Origin of the sequence: Streptomyces ficellus (genome assembly GCF_030406405.1) — a bacterium.
Classification (GTDB): domain Bacteria; phylum Actinomycetota; class Actinomycetes; order Streptomycetales; family Streptomycetaceae; genus Streptomyces; species Streptomyces ficellus_B.
Genome location: NZ_JAUEPL010000003.1, coordinates 68,580 through 91,696, shown reverse-complemented (window position 1 = coordinate 91,696; position 23,117 = coordinate 68,580). Strand labels below are relative to the sequence as shown.

The following is a 23,117-nucleotide window of genomic DNA, read 5'->3' as shown; positions in this document are numbered from 1 at the left end:
AACAGGTCCGCCGGCTTCAACGAACCGGCCGGCTGAACCAGTTGGGCCGTTCACCGCGCGAACCACGCCTTGCCCTCCGGCGACATGAACGCGGTCAGCACCGCCGCCGCGAGTGCCAGCCCCACGATGGCCGAGGGCGCGCCGCCCGAGAAGAACGTGATCAGCACGCTGACGACCGTGACGATCTCCAGGCCGATGACGGTGCCCCGGACCCACCCGGTCCGGCGCGGGGTCAGCACGGCGCAGGTGATCAGCGCGGCCGCGGCCAGGAACGACAGGACGGCCAGGAAGCGCAGGAGGCCGAGGCCGTCGTCCCGGCCGTGCTGCGCCTCGTCGTTGACCACCGCCAGCAGCAGCACACCGCCCGCGGCGTTGAGGACTCCTTGCAGCCAGACGGCCACCAGAGCGACCTTCAGCTTGCCGGGCATCCGTTCGGGAACGGTCTGTGACGCCATGCGTACTCCCCCCGCAGTCGGTACGGGAAGGATGGGAGGAGCGCGTGCACCTGTCAAGGAGACCGGAGGCGCCACGGCGAAAGGCGCACCCGGCGTCCCGGGTGCGCCTCACCGTGCGCGTGAGCGCGGTGCGTCGAACGTCGGCGTGAGCGGACGTCAGACGTCGTAGCCCGTGTCGCGACCCCGGCGCTCAGCGGCTGGCATCTCGTCGTCCAGGGTCCGGTCCCGGCCCTGCCCCTCCTCGCGCCCGCGGCCCTTCTGCGTACGCTCCTGCGCCTCGCGCTTGGCGTCCTGGGCCCGGCGCTTGGCCTGGTCCTTCATCTCCTGCGACTTGTCCTTGAACTGGTCTGCGATACCCATCGAGGTGTCTCCTGAAAGGATGTGGGGACTGCGGGAGCCGTGCTCGGCTCCCGGCCTCGACCAGCCTGGCACGCCCGGACATGGCGCGCATTTCGATCAGTTACGGTCGGTAGCGGCCGCCCTGCGCGCCAGCTCGTCCGCCGCTCCGCCGGCCCCGACCAGCCCCTTGCGCACGCCCGCCAGCCGCGGCTCGAAGCGCCGCATCTCGCGCTGCCCGACCGTGGCGATGAGGGCCGGCAGGTACCCGCGCACGCCCTGCATGCCCCGCAGCCACCACTGCGCGTACACGTGCGCCGAACGCCGCTCGATCCCGGCGACGATCCGGTCGACCGCCGGGCCCAGCGGGTACGTACGGTTGGACGGCCACGGCAGCCGCCGGCGCAACTCCCGCATGACGTCGTCCTCGTCGGCGCCGCGCACCATGTCGGTGTCGGTCCACGACAGGTACCCGACGCCGACCCGTACGCCCTTGTAACCGACCTCCGCGCGCAGGCTGTGCGCGAACGCCTCGACGCCCGACTTGGACGCGCAGTACGCGGTCATCATCGGCGCCGGGGTGATGGCGGCCAGCGAGGCGATCTGGAGGAAGTACCCCCGGCTCTCCATGAGGACCGGCAGGAACGCCCGCCCCGTGACCGCGCCGCCGATCAGGTTGACCTCGATGACGCGCCGCCACGCGACCGGGTCGGAGTCCGCGAACGGGCCGCCCGCCGCGACGCCCGCGTTGGCGACGACGATGTCCACCTTGCCGAAGCGTTCCTTCACCTCGCCCGCGACCCGGGCCATCGCCTCGTGGTCGGTGACGTCGACGTGCCACCAGTCGCTCTCGGTGTGCAGCCGCCCCGAGACCTCCTTCAGCAGCTCCGGCTCCAGGCCCAGCAGCGCCACCTTCGCGCCGCGCGCGGACAGTTTGCGCGCCAGCAGTTCCCCGACGCCCCGCGCGCCGCCCGTGACGACGGCGACCTGCCCGTCCAGGCTCACCTTGCTCATGCCACTTCCTCGCTCTCGCTACGGACGTACGTCGCCACCAGGTCGCGTATCCGGGCCGTCACGGCCTCGGGCGCCTCCACCGGCGTCATGTGCCCGACGCCCGCCAGTTCCTCCAGGCCCACGCAGTCGGGCAGCGCGGCGGCCAGCGCCCGCGCGTGCACGGGCGGGGTGAGCCGGTCGGCCGTACCGACGATCACCGCCGCCGGCACCGTCAACTTCCGTACGTTCGCCTCGACATCGAGCTCCGCGAGCACGCGCGACCACGCCACCCGCACCGCTCGCGGGCAGGCGTGCACGATCCGGGCGCACTCCGCGACCCGCTCGGCCGCCGAGCCAGGGCCCATCGTGGCGTACTTGAGGAGGGCCTTCGACAGGGGCGTGACCGGCCCGAGGGGCGCCCGCGCCCCGAGCACGGCACGCGTCAGCCACGTCCGCAGCCGCCCCGCGCGCAGCGGCAGCACCAGCGACTCGGCGACCAGCCGCGACGGGCCGGTGCTGCACAGCAGGACCGCCGCCGCGTGCGCACGCCAGCCCGGCCGCCCGGCAGCGGCCATCAGCGTCATGCCGCCCATGGAGTGACCGACGAGCAGGGCCTTCTCGCCCGGTTCCAGCGGGGCGGCGAGCACGGCCTCCAGGTCGTCGGCGAGGGCGTCCGTCGAGTAACCGGCCCGCCCGACCGCCGGGGTGCGACCGTGACCGCGCTGGTCGTAGACGACCACCCGGTGGTCGGCGGACAGGTCCCGGACCTGCGCCGCCCAGAACCGTGTCGAGCACGTCCAGCCGTGCACCAGCACCACGGCGGGGGCGCCCTCGGGCCCGTACACCTCGGCGTGTATCGGAGAGCCGTCCGCGGAGATCACCCTCATCGCACGGCCTCCTTCCGCGGCGAACGGGCGCGGACGACCTCGTACTCCGACAGGTCCACCGACCGTGTCGCGCGCCGGAACTCGCTCGTCGTGCCCGGCCACAGCGTGGTGTTGCGCCCGTTGGCGTCCAAATACCAGCTGTCGCAGCCGCCCGCCTTCCACACGGTCCGCTCCATCCGGGCCTGTACGCGCCGGTTCCAGGCGCCCACCGCCGAGGGGCGGGGGCTCAGCGCCACCCGCTCGCCGAGCGTGTCCAACTGCCGCAGGTAGTCGGCCAGGTAGTTCAGCTGGGACTCGATCATCAGGATCATGGAGGAGTTCCCGAGCCCGGTGTTCGGGCCGATGATCGTCATCCAGTTGGGGAAGCCGGCGGCGGTCGCGCCGCGCAGCGACTCCATGCCGTCCTTCCACGCCTCGGCGAGCGTGATCCCGTCCGCGCCGACGACGCGTTCGGCGATCGGCATGTCGGTGACGTGGAATCCCGTACCGAAGATGATCGCGTCGACCTCGGCCTCGGTCCCGTCGGCCGCGACGGCCGTCGAGCCGCGCACCTGAGCGAGCCCGGAGGCGACGACGTCCACATTGGGCCGGGCCAGGGCCGGGTAATAGTCGCTGGACAGCAGGATGCGTTTGCAGCCGATGCGGTACGAGGGGGTCAGCTTGGCCCGCAGCGCCGGGTCCTTGATGGCCTTGGCCATGTTGGCCTTGGCGAGGGACTCGACGAGCCCGAGCTGCGCCGGCCGCTTGGTGAAGGCGCTCACCTGGAGCTCCCGGATGCCCCACAGCAGTCCGCGCCGCGCGGTCGCGGTGAGGGGCAGTCGCCGGTGCAGCCACCGCTCGGCGCCACTGATGGCGCGGTCCATGCGGGGCATGACCCACGGCGCGGTGCGCTGGAACAGCGTCACCTTCCCGGCCTCGGGCTGGATGGCGGGGACGATCTGGATGGCCGAGGCGCCCGTGCCGACCATCGCGACGCGCTTGCCGGTCAGGTCGTAGTCGTGGTCCCAGCGGGCGGAGTGGAAGACCTTGCCGCCCGCTTCCTCGAAGGCGGCGAGCCCCGGTATGTCCGGGATCTTGGGGTCGGACAGCGGCCCGGTCGCGGAGACGACGACGTCGGCGGTCAGGGTCCCCCGCGAGGTCTCGATCTCCCAGCGCAGTTCGTCGTTGTCCCAGCGCGCCATCAGCACCTCGTGGCCCAGGCGGAGGTGCGGGCGCAGCCGGAAGGTGTCGGTGACGTGCTCCAGATAGGCGCGGATGTGCCGCTGCCCGGAGAAGGTGCGTGGCCAGTCGGGGTTGGGCGCGAACGAGAACGAGTAGAGGTGTGACGGGACGTCACAGGCGCAGCCGGGGTAGCTGTTGTCGCGCCAGGTGCCGCCGACTGAGTCGGCCCGCTCCAGGACGACGAAGTCGGTGATCCCCTCGCGGCGCAGCCGGACGGCGGCTCCCAGGCCACCGAATCCGGATCCGATCACCGCCACTCGTACATGCTCGTGCTGGCTCATGCCGCCTCCGCATCGGAAATCCGGTGAAACCCTGCCAGCGATCACTGGCACGGTTGAGGGGAGCGTAGAGCAGGGACTTACCGAACGGTAGGGGTCGGGCAGCTAAAGTTACCGGCGGTACGACATAGGGTTGCGGGCGTGACCGATGAGCGTGAGTACCGTATGGAGGAGCTCGCCGAGGCGGCCGGCATCACGGCGCGGACGCTGCGCTTCTACCGCGAGCGCGGGCTGATCCCGCCGCCCCGCCGCGAGGGCCGCATCGCCTGGTACGGAGCCCGGCACCTGGCCCGGCTGCGGACGATCGCGGCCCTGCTGGAGCGCGGCCACACCCTCACCGGCATCGCCGACCTGGCCGCCGCCTTCGAGTCGGGCCGTGACGTCGGCGAGGTGCTGGGGCTGGGCGAGCCGACCGAGGAGGAACCGGTCCGGCTGACCCCGGAGGAGCTGGCCGACCACTTCGGCGACCAGGTCACGCCCGAGAACTTCGCCGCCGCCCTGGAACTGGGCTACCTCGCCACCGACGGCGAGCAGATCGTCCACGTCAGCCGCCGCCTGCTCGACGTCTCGGCCGCCCTGGTCAAGGAAGGCGTCCCGCTGGCGGCCGTCCTCGCGGCCGCCGGGCGCGTCCGGGAACAGGCGGAGTCCCTGGCCGCCCTCTTCACCGACCTGCTGCACGAGCACGTGCACGACGCCCAGGACATCGCGCGGCTGCGGCCGCTCGCCAAGAGCGTGGTGGACGCCGAGCTGTCGATGGCCCTGGACCGCCGGCTACGCGCGACCGCCCAGGACCATGGGAATCACCGCACCACCGCCCAGGACCATGGGAACCAGCGCACCACCGCCCAGGATCAGGGCAGCCACCAACGCGCCTTGTAGATCCCGCCGTTGACCAGCCGGTACGTGCCGGACGGCCGGTGCACCGCCACCGTCCGGGTCCACCAGGGCTCCGCCAGGCCGCTCTCCGGAACCGTCGACAGCACCTGTCCGGTCACCGGGTCGTCCCCCACCGCCTTGACCCGTGCCCGGCTGATCCGCGCCGCGCCCGCGAAGTCCCGGACGAACCTCCCTGCGCTCTTCACGTACTGGTACACGGCCGACCCGCTGCTCACCCACAACCGGTCAGGGTCCCCCGCCACCTGCCCCAGGTCGTGCCCGCCCGGTGTGGGCAGCGCCACCTCGAAGACCCGGGTGAGGGCGGGCAGCCCGCGCTCACGCCCCGCCTTCAGCGCCACCAGCCGGTCCCGGCCCAGCGCCCACAGCACCCGCCACCGGTCGTCCCACTGGAGCCCGTGCGCGTCATCGAGCGCGTACGCCGCGAACGCCGCCCCGGCCGGCTCCCGCCCCCGCTCAGGCCCCGGCTCGCGCCCCCGCTCGCGCCCCCCTGACCCGGCCGCGTACAGCCGCACCACGTCCCCCGTGCTGCCCGCGACCGCCACATCGCCGTTCGGCAGCAGCTCCACGCTGTGCGGGTTGACCCTGATGGTGCCGGGCGCCAGCGCGCCGGCCCAGTACCGCTCCCCCGACGGGTACGCCACGACCGCCGCGAACCCGTACGACGCGCTGGTCAGCACATACGTCCGCCCCCGGTACCCGCGCACCTTGGCCTCGTTGGGATGGACCCAGCTGCGCTCCGGCTGAAGGTCCGCGTACCGGGCGTCGCCGAGCGGCGAGAACGCCCACCTCACGACGCCCGGCTCGGCGGCCGGGTCCCAGTCGCGCCGCGTACCGTCGAGCAGCAGGACGCGCCGGGACGCCTGGTCGGTGAGCAGCACGTCGGGGGTGCCGGCGGGAACGCCGGGCGGGGAGACGGCGAGCAGCGCGAGCGCCACGAAGAGGGCCACGGTGATCCGCATCACACCACCGTGGCAGCCCTCGTTCCCCACCCCGGCCCTGACACCCCCACAGGCCGCGCCGGGCCTACAGTTCGTACGCCGCCGTCACCGGCGCGTGGTCGCTCCAGCGCTCGCCGTGCGTCGCCGCCCGCTCGACCCAGGCCTTGACCGCGCGGGCCGCGAGGCCGGGCGTGGCCACCTGGAGGTCGATGCGCCACCCGGCGTCATTGTCGAAGGCGCGGCCGCGGTAGGACCACCACGAGTACGGCCCTTCCTGCTCCGGGTGGAGCGCCCGCACCACGTCCACGTACGCCGCCTCGTCGAAGACGCGGGTCAGCCACTCCCGCTCCTCGGGAAGGAAGCCGGAGTTCTTGCGGTTGGACTTCCAGTTCTTCAGGTCGGCCTCCTGGTGGGCGATGTTCCAGTCGCCGCAGACCAGCACCTCCCGGCCATCGGCGGCCGCGCGCTCCTTGAGCTCCTTCAGGTACGGCAGGAACTCGCCCATGAAGCGGGTCTTCTCCTCCTGCCGCTCGGTGCCGACCTCGCCGGAGGGCAGGTAGAGGCTGGCGACCGTGACGCCGGGCAGGTCGGCCTCCACGTACCGGCCGCCGCCGTCGAACTCGCTCGACCCGAACCCGATCCGTACGGCGTCCGGCTCCCGCCGCGTGTAGAGGGCGACGCCCGCGCGGCCCTTGGCGGCGGCCGGGGCGTGGAAGGTGTGCCAGCCCTCGGGCGCGCCGGCCGCCTGGGGGAGCTGCGACTCCTCGGCCCGGACCTCCTGGAGGCACACGACATCGGCCTCGGTGGCGGCCAGCCACTCCACGAACCCCTTCTTGGCGGCGGCGCGCAGACCATTGACATTCACGGACGTCACAATGAGCATCCCGGCACCCTACCGACAACGCCTCGAAGGTCACTCCGCATGAATGTACGATACTCCGCATGATTATTCGCCCTCTGCCGTTCGACCACCCGGACGCCCGCAAGCTCAACGACATGGTCCAGGAGGAGTACGCCGAGCGTTACGGCGACGAGGGCGACCTCACACCGCTGGACCCCCTGATGTTCCGCCCGCCGCGCGGCCTGTACCTCATCGCGTACGACGCCAAGGACCGCCCCGTCGCCACGGGCGGCTGGCGCACCCAGGACGAGAACGACAAGGGGTACGCGGACGGCGACGCCGAGCTCAAGCGCATGTACGTCATCCCCGAGGCCCGGGGGCGGGGTCTGGCCCGCCGCATCCTCGCCGCCCTGGAGGACGACGCCCGTGCCGCCGGCCGCACCCGGATGGTGCTGGAGACGGGCGACGCGCAGCCGGAGGCCATCGCGCTCTACACCTCCAGCGGGTACCAGCCGTGCGCCAAGTTCGGCTACTACCGCACGTACGACAGCAGCCGCTGTTTCGCGAAACCGCTGAAGCGACCGTGAACCGGCCGTGACGCGCCCCTGACAAACAGGCGCCGTCCGTGGCACCCTTCTCACGCACGTCGATCCGCACCGCTCTTCGTTCCCCCACCCTGCCCGGGCCGCCGCGAGCCATGCCCGGGCACGGCAGAAGGAGACCTGCGTGAGACGCCAACGCACTGCCACGGGCATCCTGCTGACCGTCGGAGCCCTGCTCACGAGCGCCCTGTCGACCGCCACCGCGGCCACCGCGGCGCCCACTCCCTCCACCCCCACCCCTTCCACCCGAAACATCACCACCGCCGAGCAGCGCCAGGCCCGCACCTTCTGGACCGCCGAGCGCATGCGCGCCGCGACCCCGCTGGACCTGGTGCTCACCCCCAAGGCCGTCAAGCGGCTCAAGACCCCCGCGCCGGGCGAGGAGACGACCACCATCGCGCCCACCGCCTTCCCGCAGGCGGGCGGGGCCTGGACCGGTGGCGGCGCGGTCGTCAAGACGTCCGGGCGGGTGTTCTTCACCTTCCAGGGCCGTAACGCCTCGTGCTCCGCGAACGCGGTGACCAGCCAGAACGCCAGCACGGTCATCACGGCCGGGCACTGTGTGAAGTACCAGGGCAGCTGGCACACCAACTGGGTCTTCGTCCCCGCGTACGACAACGGCCAGGCACCCTACGGCCAGTGGACCGCCTCCAAGACGCTGACCACCCCGCAGTGGGAGGCCAGTGAGGACATCAACTACGACATCGGCGCGGCCGTTCTCGCCCCGCTCAACGGCCGCAAGCTCACCGCCGTCACCGGCGCGCAGGGCATCCAGTTCAACGGCGGCTACAACAAGCCGATGTACGCCTTCGGCTTCCCGGCCGCGTCCCCGTACGACGGCTCCAAGCTGATCTACTGCAGCGGGAACTCCTCCAAGGACTTCCTGTTCTCGCAGGACCACAGCCTGGGCTGCAACATGACGGGCGGCTCCAGCGGCGGCCCCTGGTTCACCGGCTTCAGCGAGAGCGCCGGCACGGGCCTCCAGGTCTCGGTGAACAGCTTCGGCTACACCTTCCTGCCCAACCGGATGTTCGGCCCGTACTTCGGCAACGAGGCCAAGGCCCTGTACGACAAGGCCCAGGCCTCCTAGGGCCGGGTTTCCTGACGCCCTGAGCGGCACCGCTCACCTGGCGAGCCCGGGCGCCGGTACCGGCACGGACACCGGTACCGGCACCGGTACCAGGCCGGCGACGAGCGACACGGCCTCCTGCGCGGGCCCCCGGCGCCCCTGGTCCGGCTCGGGCGTCGCCGGGTCGTTGACGCTGCGTACGCCGGGGCGCGCGTCGGAGCCCTCGGGCCGCGCCTCGTGGCCCGTCGCGGGAGGCGGCGGCGTCGGCGCGGGCCGGGAGCCCGCGCTCTCGACCTCCTCGGCCCGCCGGGGCTCGGGCGAGCCGGGTGCCGAGTCGGTCAGCCAGCGCTGGGACGCCGACCCGTCGCGGAGCTTGACGACCACGCTCGTCCCGGGGTCCGCGGTGGCCGGCATGAGCGCCAGGCCCGCGTGCCAGCGGGGCGTGATATGGCCCTGGACGCTCAGGTCGTAGCGCACACTGGCGGCGTCCTGCGCCGCGCACAGCCGCAGCACGACCACACCCGCGTGCTCCTGGGAGTTGGGGCACAGGACGGGCGCCGCCGCGCTGTGCAGCAGCCCGTCCGCCTCGTACCGCCACTGCTGCGTCGCCGACGCCGAGCAGGGCGCGAGCGTCAGTTCGGCGCCGACCGAGGGCCGGCCGTCCCGGATGTCGAGGCACAGTCCGGCCTCGGCGTTGCGCAGCCGGGTGGTCAGGGGGCCGGTGGTGTCGCCGTACCCGGCGGACGCGGGCGGTCCGGCAGTGGTGGGACGGGAGCCGGGCGCGGGGGCGGCGCTGCTGACGGCGTCGCTCGGGACCACGGGCGGGGCGACGGTGACGGGACCGCTGGAGGTCGAACCACTGGGAACCGGACCGCTGGGGGCCGCCGTCCCCGTACCCGGACCGGCGCTGTCGTCCTGGCTCCACAGACTGGAGACGGCCGCCACGGCCAGCACGCCGGTCATCACGACCCCGAGACCCACCAGGAGCGCTCCCCGGCTCGGCACGGACAGCCCCCGCGCCACGCGCGCCCGTGCCGCGCGCGAGTGGCGGCCCATTCCGCGCGCCCCGGCCTGCGTACGGGTCCGGCGGCGTCCGGGCCGGGAGTCGAGGTAGCCCCGGGCGCCCTCCCCGAGCACCCCCTCGGCCAGCAGCACCGGGAGCCGCCCGCGAAAATGGCGCAGCTGATCAGCCGCGTACCGGCAGTGCCGGCACTTCGCCAAATGCCGCTGAATGTCCGGGATCAGCGCGGTACCGCGCCGCAGCGATATGTCGAGCAGCCGGTTGTAGTGGCGGCATTCCGGGTCCGCGGCGAGCTCCGAATGGGCGCGTACACAACCGTCACGGAAGAGTTCTCGGGCCCGTTCCAGTTGCTCTGTCGCGGCCCGGGGGTCGATGGCCAGCAATGCGGCCGGAATGGATATGCCCTCCGCCTCGACCTCCCGGTGCCACAGGAGAACCTGCGCCGTACCGGGCAATGCCGCGAATGCGCGCGCCGCGAGCTGCCGGTCGGGCGCGGGCCCGGCCGGATCGCGCACTGAGCTCAGCAGCGCCACGAGGCGCGGGTCCGCCGCCCAGTCGGCGACGGCCCTCCGTACCGCCACCAGCAGCCGTGGCCGCACGGCCTCCTCCGGCCCGACGCCCTCCCGCAGCTCCTCCAGCACCCGCTCGAAGGCGGCCGCCACGGCCATCGACGCGTGGGTGCGCGAGGCGGTGAGCAGCGCCGCGTAGTCGGCCGCCGCTCTCCAGTGCCGCGCCATCAGCACGGTGCCGGGGTACGCGTCCCCCGCACCGCCGGGCGCGCTCAGCATCCTGGCCAGCGCGGCGTCCGCCCCTCCCGACGTGGGCGCGTAGGGAGGCGGCGGCGGTACGGGGCGATCGGTACGGAAAGAAGACATGGGCGTTTCCATTCAGGGCATTGCGGTGGGGGGCTGAAGACGTGCGCCTGATTGGTACATACCTTGTGGGGCCGATTCCCTTTTAAGGAAGCCACACACAAGGTAATTCGAACGTCCGCTCAATAAGTCCCTGTTGGGCTGCGGGGCTGCACAGCTTTGCATAACTCGCCACTTTGGAACAAGAGTTCCGCCCGCCCGCACCACTACCGCGGATTCCCGCTCCATGAGCTTCCACAACCTGCCGCCGGCGGGGCACGGCACGGGCAGCAGGGTGGGCACAACGACAAGATCCCGTTCCGATCGGAATGATCGTGCGGGATCTTGCGTGTGCGTGGGGCGTTCACGAGTGGATGTGACCTGCTGCGTCGTCGGCCGTTGAAGATCTTTCCCCGTCTGCGTGGTGATCGTTCCCCAGCCTTTCCGGGTGGGACAGGGGGTCAGTTGACGTCAGTTGAGGGCTGTTCCAACACGGGGCTTCTGGGCCCGGGCCGCCAGTGAGCCGCCGGAGGGGCGGGCCGGGGGTGGTCAGTCGCTGGCGCCCCTTTCTCCCCGCCGCGAGGCGTGCGGAGAGGGCCGCGCCCCCTGCCAGGGTTCCCAAAAAGGCTGGTTGGCCGAGGGGCCCAGCAGCAGCGGCCGCTGAGCCGGCGGACCACCGCCCGCCATACCGCCACCGGACGACCCTCCACCCTGTAGTAACCCTCTACAGCGGGGCTGCGGGATGTGCCGCCGTGACGACCATGAATGCACGAGTCAGCCGGCTCGATACGGACCTGCGCCGACTGGGCGTCATCCGGCGGGGCAAAACCACGAGTGCGGGGCGCCGTCCGGCGCGAGGGGTGGGGCGCGGCCGGGCCGGTGTCGAGCGTCCCGCCGCGGTAGCGAAGGATGCAGAAGGGCCAGGAAGCGCCTTGACAGACTCTGGATCGCAGGTGTGTATTCGCTTCGACTGATGCCACACGGGGAGAGCTTTTTAACTCATGCGTTTCGTTGCGGCTTTTGCTCTGGTCTCACTCTTCTTAGCCGGTTGCACACAGCCGTCTGAAGAGGGCGTCCTTGACGGGACGGACGCCATCACCGAGAAGCCATCCAGCGTCAGCCCAACGCTGGACAGGCAGTTCGACCTGGAACGGCGGGCGATCGAAGGCTCGCATATAAGTCCGGACGGACGATACGAGGCACGGCATACCAATGGCCGGCTGGTCATCACGTCTGCTCAGGGCGACGAGTTCGATTCGTTCGACACCGGGTCGGATTGGGGCGACCCGCCAATGGACTTCTCTCCGGATGGCCGCTTCCTTGCGGTTGCGGTATCCGACTCCGTGATCCTTTATGACTTCGCCACGAAAAATCCGCGTGCGATCCTTGGTCAGCAACTCATGAACATCAGATTCTCGGCCGACAGTGCGTACCTGGTGGGAGAAGAGTTCATTGAGGACCGCAGTGGTAGATATGTGTTATTCAACGTGCGCACTGGGCAGCGGTCGACTTCTCCGCAACCGCCGACGGTGAAGCGGGACGATGCGACCATTTGGGTCGCCGACGAACTGGCGGTTTTCGACGCAGGGAAGCATGTGGTGGCTGCCGGTGCTGACGGGTATTTTTTTTGGTCGACCAGTGAGCGTGAGGTCGAATGGGTGCCATGCGGCTGTCAGTCAACAGGGGCTGCCATCGACCGTCGAGCCCATCGCGTGGCCTACATCCTTCCAGAAGGGATTTCTCTATGGGAAAGGTCCACTCGTCGCGAAGTTTCCCGATGGAAGCTTCCGCCTGTGGTCCAAGATGGTTATGAGCGAAGCTATGCCGGTGCGGACATGGCGTTCTCCGAGGATGGGAAATGGCTCCTCACATACTTCCTCGATAGTGGCAGGGTGTGGTCTGTCCCGGATGGCAAGCAGGTAGGGTCGTGGAAGGGGGCCGCGCAGTGACGACGGAAACGAACGAAGAAGCCGAAAGTCCTCGGGTCCGGGCGCTCGCATCAGTTCGTAAGGGATGGTGGTTTCTGGCCGCCGGTGTGACCACTGCTGTGATTGGCGCTGCTGCAAGTGTTTATGTGCCCAAAATTCTGGATCCACAGGACACTCGCCCCATAGCAGTAAATGTCGTCAACAATCCCGCCACGGTAAACACTTGGAGCGGTGAGAAGTTCGGTTTCGTCATGCCCAAGGATGTTACTCCCGTCGGCCAACCATCCACAGACTGCGGCCGAATGGTTGACTGGGTTCGACGCAATAGAGCCGCCGACCACCAGGCGACTCGGGTTCGACTCGTCATTCAAGGCGCCACGGATAAAGGCGTGCTGATCGAGAACTTGCGAGCCAAGATTATCCGCCGGTCCGTTAAGCCCGAACCAGCCGGCATTGGCTTCCGCTGCGGGGGAACGCAGGGAGAGGCCAGCCCTAGACAACTGGTCATCGACTTGGACTCAGAAGGCCGAGCTGCTGACTATGCAGAAAAGGTGCCTGGACAGTTGAAGCCTTTCGGCTTCACTCTGCAGAAGGGTGAGACGGAAATCTTCGACTTGGCGGCCACTACCAAGGGTACCGTCGATTGGGTGATTCAATTGGATCTGGTAGTTGGCGGTGAGCGGCAGACGGTCGAGGTGAATAATCGCGGTAAGTCTTTCATGACGACAGCGTGGAACAGTGAACGGATCTATCAAGTGCCACCAGGAACTCAGGACTGGGTCGTATGCACTAAGTCACCTCACGAGAGGTGTAAAGGAGGTATTTCGCCGGCGGACTTCCGTTACACCTCCTAATACCCGGTCCGGCTCCACGATCTTGTGGTAGAACAGCCCGGGTCGGTTAGCGGCACGTGCATGGGTTGCGGTGGTGATCGCTGATGTGCTGTCGGCCGTCGGGTGCAGTGTCCGTGAAGCGAAGCCCGTCGAGCACTGGCACAGAAAGGACACGCTGTGCGGGAGAACTCGAGACAACTGCGTGGGCCTGAAGGGCGCCGCACGAGTTCAGTACGACAACGCTGGCAGCACGGGGAATGTCCCTTTTGAGCTTCTAGCGTTCGCGGACAGCCAGGCGGCCCGGCCGACTTCAAAGCACGCAGACAGGGCATGCCTGGGCTGCCGGCATGGCGACGATCAAGCAGGTTTCGCTGGGCGTGGTCCATGACAGGAGGGCGGGGCGAGTTCTGGCGTCACGCCCTGCTGTACGTGCGGCAGCCTCCGCGCTACGAGGATGACGACTGGATCGTTCTGGAGCCTCCCCCGGGGTGCCTGGCGTTGTAGACCTCCATTGTCACTGCGATCTTGCTGTGACGGAGGATCTGCATGGCGATGCGAGGGTGCACGTCCAGGGCCGCGAGAAGCGAACCGCACGTGTGGCGCGTTCGTGCAGCCGGATCCTACGGACACCTGCTTTCGCGGACCGGTCGGCAAAGGCGCGGTGAAGTTCCTCGGCTCGACGGGCGCAAGCTCGGCAAGCACCTGGGCAAGCAAGATCCGCAGTAATTGCTGTACTTCGCTGCTGTACAACAACTCAAAGCCCCTGCCGGATTTTTCCGACAGGGGCTTTGACGTGCGTGGACCTGAGGGGATTTGAACCCCTGACCCCCTCGATGCGAACGAGGTGCGCTACCAGTCTGCGCCACAGGCCCTTGCGACGTGTGAAACATTAGCATCCCGATCCGGGTGCTTGGAAATCCGTTCCCGGGCGGCGGCGGAGGGCCCCGTCACTCGTTGGCCGCGCGGGGCCGGTCCTCGTCCGCGTACTGATCGAAGAGCGGTGTCCGGCCGTGGTCGTGGGAGCGGCGCGGCGGGGTGGCGCTGGGGTTGGGGTTCTGGCGGGTGGCCGGGGGCGGGGTGGGTTCCGCCGGGGAGGAGCGGGCCGCGCTCCAGGTCTCCGGGTCCGTCACGTCCACGCCACCCGTCGCACGCGGCGCGACCGGGGCGGTGACGTACGTGGGCAACGGCACCGGGACCGGGTCCCAGCTGTCGCCGTGGGCCGGGCCGTGGTCCCGCTGCTGGTCCACCCACTCCGCGTGGTCCGTCTGCTCGACCAGCGCGCGGCGCCCCGCCTCCTGCGGGGACAGCGCGGGCGCCGGTTCGGGCTCGGGCTGCGGGTGGTGCGGGCGGTGCGGGTGGTGGGCCTCGGGTGCGTCACCCCGGTCCGGCGCGGGCCGGTTGCGCGGCCGGCTCTCGCGCAGGCGCTGGGCCGCGGCCTCCGCGCGGCGCCGGTCCATCACGTACACGAAGCGGCGGCGCTCCTGGGCCCGCAGGTGCACGATGTACGCGCTCAGCAGCACGGCCGGGACGCCCGGGGCCCACAGGAACGCCAGCCCGCCGACCGCCGCGACGATCGCGCCGAGCGTGAAGGCGAGGAAGAGGACCACCGTGGTGCGCCGGCGCCGGGCGAGGACCTTGGAGCGCCGGGCGCGTTCGGCCGCGCCGGGCGACACGGGCCGCCGGACGGGCCGGGGCCTCGCCGGTGCGGGGATCTCCAGGCGGGCTTCCGTATGGGCCGGGGGCGCGGCGAAGGCCCGGACGTCGACCGAGCTCAGATGCTCGGTCTCGGCGTCCGGGTCGACGTCGGGCGCCGCCTCACCGGCGGTGCGCTCGCGCAACTCCCTGGCGTACCGGCGCTCCATGCCCGCCCGTCCGGACAGGAGCCGGATGGCGGTGCTGAAGCGTTCCGTCGGACGGGCTTCGTTCAGCTCGTCCTGCCTTCGGAGCCACATCGGCACCAGGTAGGCGGCCCAGGCCCCGACGATGACTGCGTAGATGAGGCCGCTGCTGCTCACGCCTCACACCGTAGAGGGGTTCCCATCCGGCCATCGGCCAATTGAGCCGGTGTGTCGCACGATCTGGCTGATATCACCGAATTTTTTTCTGATTGACAGACCGGCCGTCTCGCGAGGAGAGGTAATTCGAACAAGTATTTTATTTATCGCGGTGTTCCGCGGCTCACCCGGTGCCAGCGGCGCAGCAGGCCCTCCGGGACCTCCTCCGCCGTGAGCGCGAAGACGAGATGGTCCCGCCATGCGCCGTCGATGTGGAGGTAGCGCGGGCGCAGGCCCTCCTCGCGGAATCCCAATTTCTCCACGACCCGGCGGCTGGGGGTGTTCTCCGGCCGAATGCACACCTCGATCCGGTGCAGTCCGACCGTACGGAAGCAGTGGTCGACGGCGAGGGCGACGGAGGTCGGCATGACGCCCCGGCCGGCGACCTCGCGGTCCACCCAGTACCCGACGTGGCCGGAGCACATCGAGCCCCAGGTGATCCCGGCGACGGTCAGCTGGCCGACCAGCCGCCCCTCGTACTCGATCACGAACGGCAGCATCCGGCCCGCGTTGGCCTCGGCGCGCAGGTGGCGGACCATCTGACGGTACGTGGGCCGCTGGGCGAGCGGGCCGCCGGGGGCGGGCGGTGGGATGGTCGCCTCCCAGGGCCGCAGCCAGTCGCGGTTGCGCCGGTTGACCTCCCGCCAGGCCCGCTGGTCGCGCAGCTTTATCGGACGGAGGACGACTCCGCCGTCCGCCAGGATCACGGGCCAGGCAGGGTTCATGACGGTCTGGGGTGGTCGCCGCCGCGCAGCTGGTCGACCGCGTGGACGAGGAGTCGCTCCAGGACGGCCAGGCCGTCGCGGACACCGCCGGTCGAGCCGGGCAGGTTGACGATCAGCGTGCGGCCGGCGACCCCGGCGAGGCCCCGGGAGAGCGCGGCGGTCGGCACCTTGTCGCGGCCGTACGCGCGGATGGCCTCCGGGATGCCGGGCGCCTCGTGGTCCAGGACGCGGCGGGTGACGTCGGGGGTGCGGTCGGTGGGTGAGACGCCGGTGCCGCCGGTGGTGAGGATGACGTCGTACGCCGCCGCCACCCCGGCACGCAGGGCGGCCTCGACGGGGTCGCCGTCGGGGACGACCTGGGGCCCGTCGACGGCGAAGCCCAGCTTGGCCAGCCCTTCGGCGAGGATGGGGCCGCCCTTGTCCTCGTACACCCCGGCGGACGCCCGGTTGGAGGCCGTGACGACCAGGGCGCGGTACGAGGCCCGGCCCTCGTGCGGCCCGGGGGCGGTCCCGGGGGCGGTTCCGGGCGCGGCGGAACCCGTGGCGTGCGCGCCGGGCCGGTCCCCGTGCGCGCCGGGCTCGTGGGCGTGCGCGCCGGTGACATTTCCGGCCCGGGGGGTCACTGTCCCGGTCCTTCCGCGCGGCGGTAGTCGCCCGACTTGCCGCCCGTCTTCTCCTCCACCCGTACGTCGGTGATGACCGCCGCCTTGTCGACGGCCTTGATCATGTCGACGACGGTGAGCGCCGCGACGGACACCGCCGTCAGGGCCTCCATCTCGACGCCCGTGCGGTCGGTGGTCTTCACGGTCGCCGCGATCTCGACCGCGTCGTCCGCGACCGACAGGTCCAGCTTCACGCCCGAGACGGCCAGCGGGTGGCACAGCGGGATCAGGTCGGGGGTGCGCTTGGCGCCCATGATGCCCGCGATACGGGCGGTGGCCAGGGCGTCGCCCTTGGGGACGCCCTCGCCGCGCAGCAGCTCGATCACGCGCGGGGAGACCAGGACCCGGCCGGTGGCGCGGGCGGTGCGGGCGGTGACGTCCTTTTCCGAGACGTCGACCATACGGGCCGCCCCCGACTCGTCGATGTGCGTCAGGCTGCCTTGCGTACTCACTGAACTCCGCCTCGCGTTCCGGCGCCGATTGCCCCGCACGGCCCATTGTCGCGCCGCCGGGGGCCGGGGGTCGTCCCCCGGGAAGGCACAGCGGCAGACACGGTACCGCCACGCCGCGGGCACCTCCACGCCCGCCGGGCATAGGTCCGTCCTCTCGGGTCCTGGGGGGACGGTCAGCCGATGAGGATCACCTCCAGTTCGCTGCCGGGCTCGACCGTGGTGGTGTCCTCGGGGACGACGAGCAGCGCGTCGGCGTGTGCGAGGGCGGCGATCAGATGGGACCCGGCGCCGCCCACGGGCGTGACGGTGCCCGCTTCGGCGTCGTACGTGCCGCGCAGGAACTGGCGCTTGCCGGAGGGTGAGGACAGCGGCTTGTCGGCGGCGAGCGCGGCACGCGCGCGTGGGCGCTGGGAGTCCGGGACGTCCGTGAGGCCCATCAGGGCGCGGATCGCCGGGCGGACGAACAGCTCGAAGGAGACGTACGACGAGACCGGGTTGCCCGGGAGGGCGAGCAGGGGGGTGTGCTCGGGTCCGATGGAACCGAAGCCCTGCGGCTTGCCGGGCTGCATGGCGAGCTTGCGGAAGTCGACGCCGCCGCCGGGCTCGTCCTGGTCGCCCACCGAGGACAGGGCCTCCTTGACGACGTCGTACGCCCCGACGCTGACCCCGCCGGTCGTCACCAGCAGGTCGGCGCGGATCAGCTGGTCCTCGATGGTGGCGCGGAGGCTCTCGGCGTCGTCGGTGACCGCGCCGACCCGGTAGGCGATGGCGCCGGCGTCGCGCGCGGCGGCGGCCAGCGCGAAGCTGTTGGAGTCGTAGATCTGGCCCGGGCCCAGCTCCTCGCCGGGCTGGACCAGTTCGCTGCCGGTGGAGATCACGACCACGCGCGGGCGGGGGCGCACCCGCACGGTGCCGCGTCCGATGGCGGCGAGCAGGCCGATCTGGGGCGGGCCGAGGACCGTGCCGGCCTCCAGGGCCAGGTCGCCGGCCTGGACGTCGCTGCCACGCGCGCGTACATGCGCCCGGGCCTCGGCGGGGCGGTGGACGCGGACCTCGCCCCCGGCGCCCTCGGGGGCCGCGCTGGCGGCGCGCATGCCGGTGGCGGGCGCGCCGCCGGTGCCGCCGTCGGTCCACTCGACCGGGACGACCGCCTCGGCGCCGGGCGGCAGCGGAGCGCCGGTCATGATGCGTGCGGCCTGGCCGGGGCCGACCGTGGGAAGGCCCCCGCTGCCCGCCGCGACGTCACCGATGACGGTCAGGACCGCCGGGAACTCCTCGGTGGCGCCGGTGACGTCGGCGACCCGCACCGCGTACCCGTCCATGGAGCTGTTGTCGAAGGGCGGCAGGGCGACGGGCACCATGACGTCCTCGACCAGGACACAGCCCTGGGCGTCGGGCAGCGGCAGCTCGATCGGGTCGAGCGGGTGGACGCTCTGGAGGATGTCCTCCAGGTGCTCGTCCACCGACCAGGTCGTACTCACAGTCCCTGCATCTCCTCGGTGACGTAACTGCGAAGCCAGTTCCGGAACTCCGGTCCCAGATCTTCACGTTCGCACGCGAGTCTGACAATGGCCCGCAGATAGTCGCCCCGGTCACCGGTGTCATAGCGGCGGCCCTTGAAGACCACGCCGTGCACCGGGCCGCCGATGCTCTCGTCCGCGGCGAGCTTCTGGAGGGCGTCGGTGAGCTGGATCTCGCCGCCACGGCCCGGCTGGGTCTCGCGCAGTACGGCGAAGATGGCGGGGTCCAGGACGTACCGGCCGATGATGGCGTAGCTGCTGGGCGCGTCGCCCGGGTCGGGCTTCTCGACGAGGTTGGTCACCTGCACGACGTCGGCGTCGCCGGTCGGCTCGACGGCAGCGCAGCCGTAGAGATGGATCTGGGCCGGATCGACCTCCATCAGCGCGATCACGCTGCCGCCTTCCCGCTCCTGGACCTCGACCATCCGGCACAGCAGCGGGTCACGGGGGTCGATGAGGTCGTCGCCGAGGAGGACGGCGAACGGCTCGCTGCCGACGTGGGGGGCGGCGCACAGGACGGCGTGCCCGAGGCCGCGCGGGTCGCCCTGGCGGACGTAGTGCATGGTGGCCAGGTCGCTGGACTCCTGGACCTTGGCGAGCCGCTCCTGGTCGCCCTTCCTGACGAGGGCTTCCTCCAGCTCGTAGTTCCGGTCGAAGTGGTCCTCGAGCGGACGCTTGTTGCGGCCGGTGATCATCAGTACATCGGTGAGACCGGCCCCCACGGCCTCTTCGACCACGTACTGGATGGCGGGCTTGTCGACCACAGGAAGCATCTCTTTGGGAGTGGCTTTCGTGGCCGGCAGGAACCGGGTGCCGAGCCCTGCGGCGGGGATGACAGCCTTGCTGATCCTGGGGTGCGACTGAGTCATGCCGAGCACCATATCCGGTCGGTATGGGAAGGAGATGAGCTTCCGGTTAACTTCCTTCCCATATGGACACATAAGAGAGGTTCGCGAATTCACCATGACCGGCGACATGACCGGTGGCACGACCGGCGACACGACCGTCAACAGGTCCGGCGGCGTGCCCGAGAAGACCGCTCTGCGGCGCCAACTCCTCGCCGCCCGCGCGCGGCTGACCCGCGCTGACGTCCAGGAGGCGGCCTCGGCCCTGACGCGGACGGCCCTGCACCTGCCCGAGCTGCGCCGGGCCCGCACGGTCGCCGCATATGTGTCCATAGGGAGCGAACCGGGCACGCGGGCGCTGCTCGACGCGCTGCGCGAGCGGGGCGTACGGGTGCTGCTGCCGGTCCTGCTGGAGGACAACGACCTGGACTGGGCGGCCTACGAGGGCGCCGAGCGGCTCGTACGGGCCCGGCGCGGGCTCCTGGAGCCATCGGGGCCCGGGCTGGGCGTGGACGCCGTCCTGGAGGCCGACGCGGTGCTGCTGCCGGGCCTGGCGGTGGACGCGCGGGGCATGCGGCTCGGGCGGGGCGGCGGCTCGTACGACCGGGTGCTGGCCCGCATCGTACGGGCGGGGACCGATCCGGCCCTGGTGGTGCTGCTGTACGCGAACGAGGTGGTCGCGCGGGTCCCGGAGGAACCGCACGACCACCCCGTGCACACGGTGGTCACCCCGGAGGTCACCCTCCACTTCCGGCCCACGGACGGCTACGGCGACTGAGGTCTCCCTAGCCATCGGGATGGGGCTTAAGGGGCTAAAGGGGGCTTAAGGGGTCAGGACGAGCGTGTCGACCGTCTTGGCGTCGACCGCCTGCTTGCCGTAGGGCCAGTCGAGCAGTTCGCCCTTGGCCCACTTTTCCGTCTGGTCGGTGTAGTGGGAGCTGTAGGCGTGCCCGGAGGCGCCGGTCAGGTTGATCCAGCGGGACTTGTCCCAGTCGCCGACGGTCACGACCATCCGCATCGACGGCACCCACATCACCCCGTACCCGCCGGCCGCGTTCCAGCCGGTGGCGTTGACCGCCGCCTCGCCGCCGGACAGGTTCCACGGGCCCCGGTTGAGCAGGGACTGAAGGAAACCCGGGCCCTCTGTACCGAGGGTCTGGTTCTTCAGGGTCAGCTGGTGCAGCCGGCCCCAGCTCCAGCTGGAGACGTCCTTGCCGAGCTTGGAGGTCAGCTCCCAGCGAGCGTCCTCCATGGCCCGCTTCAGCAGTTCGTCACGGGTGGCGGTGCCCGGGTGGGTACGGCTGGACGCCGACGTCCACCACTCGTTCTTCTCGTCCTTCAGGATCCGGCGGACCACCTCGTACCAGCGGTCGCCGCCGTCCGGCTGGGCCGTATCGGCGTCACGCTGGCCGCACTCCCGTACGAGCCTGTTCTGCTCGTCGACAGGACCGGTGGAGTCGGCCGGGCGGACGTTGAGGCACTCGCCCTTGACCCGCAGCTCCTTGGGCAGCTTGTCGCCGAAGGCGAGCTTGAGGACGTTGCGCCAGACGCCGTTGAAGTAGGCGGCCGCGCCGGAGTCCGCCTCCTGGGTGTAGTCCCAGCCTTCGAGGAGCTTCTGGGCCTCACGGACGTGCGGGTCCGAGATGTCGATCTTCAGCAGGTAGGGCGTCAGCAGCTTGGCGATCTCGCTGCTGTTGTCCATCTGCATGGCGCGCATGTCCTCGGTCGAGACCTTGGCCCCGTCCTTGGTCTTGGACTCGATGAGGTCGTTGATCCGCTGGCTGCGCGAGCCGTATCCCCAGTCCTCGGTCAGGAGGTGGGGGTAGCTGTCCGCGTCGATGACGGCCTGGTTGGCGGTCACGATGTAGCCGCGCTCGGGGTTCTCCTCGTAGGGCAGCTCGTCGAACGGGACGAAGGTCTTCTTCCAGGTGTACTTCGAGTCCCAGCCGGGCGCCGGCATGGTCCCGTCGTGGCCCTTCTGCCGGACCGGGATCCTGCCGGGCGCCTGGTAGCCGATGTTGCCCGTGGCGCCCTTGGCGTCGGCGTAGATCAGGTTCTGGGAGGGCACGTCGAAGTCGCGGGCGGCCGCGCGGAACTGCTTGAAGTCCTTGGCGCGGTTCAGCTTGAAGACGGCGTCCATGGACTTGCCCGGGTCGAGCGCGGTCCAGCGCAGGGCCACCGCGTAGCCGTCGCCGCGGTCCGGGGCGAGGTTGTCGACGGGGGCCTCCTCGCCGACCTTCTCCAGCTCGTTGCTGCGGTCGGAGACCAGGGGGCCGTTGTTCGTCGTACGGACGGTGATGGTCCTGCTGCCGCCGCCGGCGATCTTGATGACCTCTTCGCGGGTGGCGAAGGGCAGTTCCTTGCCGTCGTACTGGTAACCGCTGTCGGTGACCTTCTCCAGGTACAGGTCACTGACGTCCGCGCCCAGGTTGGTGAAGCCCCAGGCGATGTCCTGGTTGTGGCCGATGATCACGCCGGGCATGCCGGCGAAGGTGTAGCCGGCCACGTCGTAACGGCACTTGTCCGAGACGGAACGGCAGTGCAGGCCCATCTGGTACCAGACCGAGGGCAGCTGGGGCGCCAGGTGCGGGTCGTTGGCGAGCAGCGGCTTCCCGGTGGTCGTGTACTTGCCCGAGATGACCCAGGAGTTCGAACCGATGCCGTTGCCGTTGGGGCCGAGCGGGGCGGGGATCCGCTCCAGCGACGCGGACAGCGAGGACAGCTGCGACTGGAGGCCCTGTGCGGCGCCCTGGGCGGTGTCGGAGCCGCCCGGGCCGGTGCCGCCCTGGCCGGAGGCGCCGGCGCCGCCCTGGCCGCTCTCGCTGCCCTGGAAGCCCGTACCGGTGCCCGCTCCGGAGTCCGTGCCCGCACCCTCGCCCGAGCCCGAGCCCATGCCCGTGGCCGACGGGTCGAACTTTCCGGTGCTCGTGTCGATGCCGCCCCGGTCCACGATCGGGCGGTGCAGGTCGTACGGGTACCGCGGGTAGAGGTCCTTGATCTGCTTCTCGCTGAGCCGGCTGGTCATCAGCGAACGGTCGATCTCCTCCTGCATGTTGCCGCGCAGGTCCCAGGCCATCGCCTTGAGCCAGGCCACGGAGTCGACCGGCGTCCAGGGCTCGATCGTGTAGTCGTTGCTGAAGGCCAGGGCGGCGTACTCCACGGAGATGTCGCGGCCCTCCTTGCCCTTCAGGTAGGCGTTGACGCCGTCCGCGTACGCCTGGAGGTACTTCTTGGTGTCGGCCGACAGGTGCTTGTCGTACTCCTCCTGCGCCACCCGGTGCCAGCCCAGGGTGCGCAGGAAGGCGTCCGTGTCGAGCTGCTCCTTGCCGAACATCTCGGAGAGGCGCCCGGCCGTCATATGGCGGCGGACGTCCATCTCCCAGAACCGGTCCTGCGCCTGGACATAGCCCTGGGCGCGGAAGAGGTCCTCGTCGGTGGACGCGTAGATCTGCGGGACGCCGTAGTCGTCGCGTTTGACGTCGACGGGCCCGGACAACCCGTCGAGCTTCAGATTGCCGGTGGTTTGCGGGAAGGGGGCGCGCACCGTGCTGACGCTCCAGTAGGCGCCGTAGCCGACGCCCGCGACCAGCGCCAGCACCAGGGCGATCACGAGCAGACGGGCACGTCGCCCCTTCTTCTTGGTGGAAGCGGCGGTGGTGTTGGCGGGCATCGCTGTCCTTCGAGGCGCAGGCTGGTCCTGGAGTGCTGG

At 70.7% G+C, this 23,117-nt stretch carries 20 protein-coding genes, 1 tRNA gene and 2 pseudogenes; 6 read left to right on the top strand and 17 right to left on the bottom strand.

The window, feature by feature from the left end; all coding sequences use genetic code 11:
- Positions 1-50 precede the first annotated feature (50 nt).
- The 5 genes from QWM81_RS03165 to QWM81_RS03145 form a co-directional block, all read right to left on the bottom strand.
- Entirely contained in the window at positions 51-455 is a 405-nt protein-coding gene (locus tag QWM81_RS03165) for a hypothetical protein (protein WP_290109885.1), read from the bottom strand.
- 156 nt (positions 456-611) lie between these two features.
- The gene (locus tag QWM81_RS03160; RefSeq protein WP_290109884.1) at positions 612-815 is read right to left on the bottom strand and encodes a hypothetical protein; all 204 of its coding nucleotides are present in this window, start codon (positions 813-815) and stop codon (positions 612-614) included.
- Between the two features lie 96 nt (positions 816-911).
- Positions 912-1,805 (bottom strand): SDR family oxidoreductase, encoded by an 894-nt coding sequence (locus QWM81_RS03155; protein WP_290109883.1) that lies wholly within the window; start codon positions 1,803-1,805, stop codon positions 912-914.
- Positions 1,802-2,671: an alpha/beta fold hydrolase gene (locus QWM81_RS03150; RefSeq protein ID WP_290109882.1), complete on the bottom strand. Its 870-nt coding sequence runs from the start codon at positions 2,669-2,671 to the stop codon at positions 1,802-1,804. Before QWM81_RS03150 ends, QWM81_RS03155 begins: the two co-directional genes overlap by 4 nt.
- Positions 2,668-4,173, bottom strand: a complete 1,506-nt coding sequence (locus QWM81_RS03145; RefSeq protein WP_290109881.1) for a flavin-containing monooxygenase — start codon at positions 4,171-4,173, stop codon at positions 2,668-2,670. The genes QWM81_RS03150 and QWM81_RS03145 overlap by 4 nt, the downstream gene beginning before the upstream one ends.
- 162 nt (positions 4,174-4,335) lie before the next feature.
- Here QWM81_RS03145 and QWM81_RS03140 point away from each other — a divergent pair, with 162 nt between their 5' ends.
- Positions 4,336-5,049, top strand: coding sequence for a MerR family transcriptional regulator (locus QWM81_RS03140; RefSeq protein WP_290110044.1), 714 nt, complete (start codon positions 4,336-4,338; stop codon positions 5,047-5,049).
- Here the strand turns inward: QWM81_RS03140 and QWM81_RS03135 are convergent.
- Both QWM81_RS03135 and QWM81_RS03130 read right to left on the bottom strand, forming a co-directional pair.
- Positions 5,022-6,026 (bottom strand): DUF6528 family protein, encoded by a 1,005-nt coding sequence (locus tag QWM81_RS03135; protein WP_290109880.1) that lies wholly within the window; start codon positions 6,024-6,026, stop codon positions 5,022-5,024. The genes QWM81_RS03140 and QWM81_RS03135 overlap by 28 nt on opposite strands.
- A 64-nt stretch (positions 6,027-6,090) precedes the next feature.
- Positions 6,091-6,888: an exodeoxyribonuclease III gene (locus QWM81_RS03130; protein ID WP_290109879.1), complete on the bottom strand. Its 798-nt coding sequence runs from the start codon at positions 6,886-6,888 to the stop codon at positions 6,091-6,093.
- 59 nt (positions 6,889-6,947) lie between these two features.
- Here QWM81_RS03130 and QWM81_RS03125 point away from each other — a divergent pair, with 59 nt between their 5' ends.
- Together QWM81_RS03125 and QWM81_RS03120 are read left to right on the top strand one after the other, a co-directional pair.
- Entirely contained in the window at positions 6,948-7,433 is a 486-nt protein-coding gene (locus QWM81_RS03125) for a GNAT family N-acetyltransferase (RefSeq protein ID WP_290109878.1), read from the top strand.
- Positions 7,434-7,572: 139 nt separating this feature from the next.
- Positions 7,573-8,538, top strand: a complete 966-nt coding sequence (locus QWM81_RS03120; protein WP_290109876.1) for a trypsin-like serine peptidase — start codon at positions 7,573-7,575, stop codon at positions 8,536-8,538.
- A gap of 33 nt (positions 8,539-8,571) precedes the next feature.
- Here QWM81_RS03120 and QWM81_RS03115 read toward each other — a convergent pair whose 3' ends face one another.
- The gene (locus tag QWM81_RS03115; protein WP_290109875.1) at positions 8,572-10,413 is read right to left on the bottom strand and encodes an RICIN domain-containing protein; all 1,842 of its coding nucleotides are present in this window, start codon (positions 10,411-10,413) and stop codon (positions 8,572-8,574) included.
- A 977-nt stretch (positions 10,414-11,390) separates the two neighbouring features.
- Between QWM81_RS03115 and QWM81_RS03110 the strand changes: the two genes are divergently transcribed.
- Both QWM81_RS03110 and QWM81_RS03105 read left to right on the top strand, forming a co-directional pair.
- Positions 11,391-12,338, top strand: a complete 948-nt coding sequence (locus QWM81_RS03110) for a WD40 repeat domain-containing protein (RefSeq protein WP_290109874.1) — start codon at positions 11,391-11,393, stop codon at positions 12,336-12,338.
- Positions 12,335-13,171 carry a hypothetical protein gene (locus QWM81_RS03105; RefSeq protein WP_290109873.1) on the top strand — a complete coding sequence of 279 codons (837 nt, stop codon included), beginning with the start codon at positions 12,335-12,337 and terminating at the stop codon, positions 13,169-13,171. Before QWM81_RS03110 ends, QWM81_RS03105 begins: the two co-directional genes overlap by 4 nt.
- Before the next feature lie 479 nt (positions 13,172-13,650).
- Here QWM81_RS03105 and QWM81_RS03100 read toward each other — a convergent pair.
- The 8 genes and pseudogenes from QWM81_RS03100 to galU form a co-directional block, all read right to left on the bottom strand.
- Positions 13,651-13,834: pseudogene (locus tag QWM81_RS03100) on the bottom strand (tyrosine-type recombinase/integrase); the annotation flags it as partial.
- 114 nt (positions 13,835-13,948) lie between these two features.
- Positions 13,949-14,022, bottom strand: a tRNA-Ala gene (locus tag QWM81_RS03095).
- 75 nt (positions 14,023-14,097) lie between these two features.
- Positions 14,098-15,165 carry a divisome protein SepX/GlpR gene (gene sepX, locus QWM81_RS03090; RefSeq protein WP_290109872.1) on the bottom strand — a complete coding sequence of 356 codons (1,068 nt, stop codon included), beginning with the start codon at positions 15,163-15,165 and terminating at the stop codon, positions 14,098-14,100.
- A 143-nt stretch (positions 15,166-15,308) separates the two neighbouring features.
- Positions 15,309-15,929 carry a GNAT family N-acetyltransferase gene (locus QWM81_RS03085; RefSeq protein ID WP_290109871.1) on the bottom strand — a complete coding sequence of 207 codons (621 nt, stop codon included), beginning with the start codon at positions 15,927-15,929 and terminating at the stop codon, positions 15,309-15,311.
- The gene (locus QWM81_RS03080; RefSeq protein WP_290110043.1) at positions 15,926-16,396 is read right to left on the bottom strand and encodes a MogA/MoaB family molybdenum cofactor biosynthesis protein; all 471 of its coding nucleotides are present in this window, start codon (positions 16,394-16,396) and stop codon (positions 15,926-15,928) included. The genes QWM81_RS03085 and QWM81_RS03080 overlap by 4 nt, the downstream gene beginning before the upstream one ends.
- A gap of 152 nt (positions 16,397-16,548) precedes the next feature.
- Positions 16,549-17,144, bottom strand: a pseudogene (gene moaC / locus QWM81_RS03075) (cyclic pyranopterin monophosphate synthase MoaC).
- Positions 17,145-17,216: 72 nt separating this feature from the next.
- Positions 17,217-18,524 (bottom strand): molybdotransferase-like divisome protein Glp, encoded by a 1,308-nt coding sequence (glp, locus tag QWM81_RS03070; protein WP_290109870.1) that lies wholly within the window; start codon positions 18,522-18,524, stop codon positions 17,217-17,219.
- A complete protein-coding gene (galU, locus tag QWM81_RS03065; protein WP_290109869.1) occupies positions 18,521-19,432 on the bottom strand; it encodes a UTP--glucose-1-phosphate uridylyltransferase GalU in 912 nt (303 codons plus the stop codon). Before galU ends, glp begins: the two co-directional genes overlap by 4 nt.
- Before the next feature lie 106 nt (positions 19,433-19,538).
- Here galU and QWM81_RS03060 point away from each other — a divergent pair, with 106 nt between their 5' ends.
- Positions 19,539-20,186: a 5-formyltetrahydrofolate cyclo-ligase gene (locus QWM81_RS03060; protein ID WP_435372319.1), complete on the top strand. Its 648-nt coding sequence runs from the start codon at positions 19,539-19,541 to the stop codon at positions 20,184-20,186.
- A 45-nt stretch (positions 20,187-20,231) separates the two neighbouring features.
- Here QWM81_RS03060 and QWM81_RS03055 read toward each other — a convergent pair whose 3' ends face one another.
- A complete protein-coding gene (locus tag QWM81_RS03055; RefSeq protein WP_290109867.1) occupies positions 20,232-23,078 on the bottom strand; it encodes a penicillin acylase family protein in 2,847 nt (948 codons plus the stop codon).
- Positions 23,079-23,117: the final 39 nt, after the last annotated feature.

Bases quoted from the DNA above. Each gene is read 5' to 3' on its own strand.
- QWM81_RS03165 (WP_290109885.1), bottom strand. From the start codon at position 455: ATGGCGTCACAGACCGTTCCCGAACGGATGCCCGGCAAGCTGAAGGTC.
- QWM81_RS03160 (WP_290109884.1), bottom strand. From the start codon at position 815: ATGGGTATCGCAGACCAGTTCAAGGACAAGTCGCAGGAGATGAAGGAC.
- QWM81_RS03155 (WP_290109883.1), bottom strand. From the start codon at position 1,805: ATGAGCAAGGTGAGCCTGGACGGGCAGGTCGCCGTCGTCACGGGCGGC.
- QWM81_RS03150 (WP_290109882.1), bottom strand. From the start codon at position 2,671: ATGAGGGTGATCTCCGCGGACGGCTCTCCGATACACGCCGAGGTGTAC.
- QWM81_RS03145 (WP_290109881.1), bottom strand. From the start codon at position 4,173: ATGAGCCAGCACGAGCATGTACGAGTGGCGGTGATCGGATCCGGATTC.
- QWM81_RS03140 (WP_290110044.1), top strand. From the start codon at position 4,336: ATGGAGGAGCTCGCCGAGGCGGCCGGCATCACGGCGCGGACGCTGCGC.
- QWM81_RS03135 (WP_290109880.1), bottom strand. From the start codon at position 6,026: ATGCGGATCACCGTGGCCCTCTTCGTGGCGCTCGCGCTGCTCGCCGTC.
- QWM81_RS03130 (WP_290109879.1), bottom strand. From the start codon at position 6,888: ATGCTCATTGTGACGTCCGTGAATGTCAATGGTCTGCGCGCCGCCGCC.
- QWM81_RS03125 (WP_290109878.1), top strand. From the start codon at position 6,948: ATGATTATTCGCCCTCTGCCGTTCGACCACCCGGACGCCCGCAAGCTC.
- QWM81_RS03115 (WP_290109875.1), bottom strand. From the start codon at position 10,413: ATGTCTTCTTTCCGTACCGATCGCCCCGTACCGCCGCCGCCTCCCTAC.
- QWM81_RS03110 (WP_290109874.1), top strand. From the start codon at position 11,391: ATGCGTTTCGTTGCGGCTTTTGCTCTGGTCTCACTCTTCTTAGCCGGT.
- QWM81_RS03085 (WP_290109871.1), bottom strand. From the start codon at position 15,929: ATGAACCCTGCCTGGCCCGTGATCCTGGCGGACGGCGGAGTCGTCCTC.
- galU (WP_290109869.1), bottom strand. From the start codon at position 19,432: ATGACTCAGTCGCACCCCAGGATCAGCAAGGCTGTCATCCCCGCCGCA.
- QWM81_RS03060 (WP_435372319.1), top strand. From the start codon at position 19,539: ATGACCGGTGGCACGACCGGCGACACGACCGTCAACAGGTCCGGCGGC.
- QWM81_RS03055 (WP_290109867.1), bottom strand. From the start codon at position 23,078: ATGCCCGCCAACACCACCGCCGCTTCCACCAAGAAGAAGGGGCGACGT.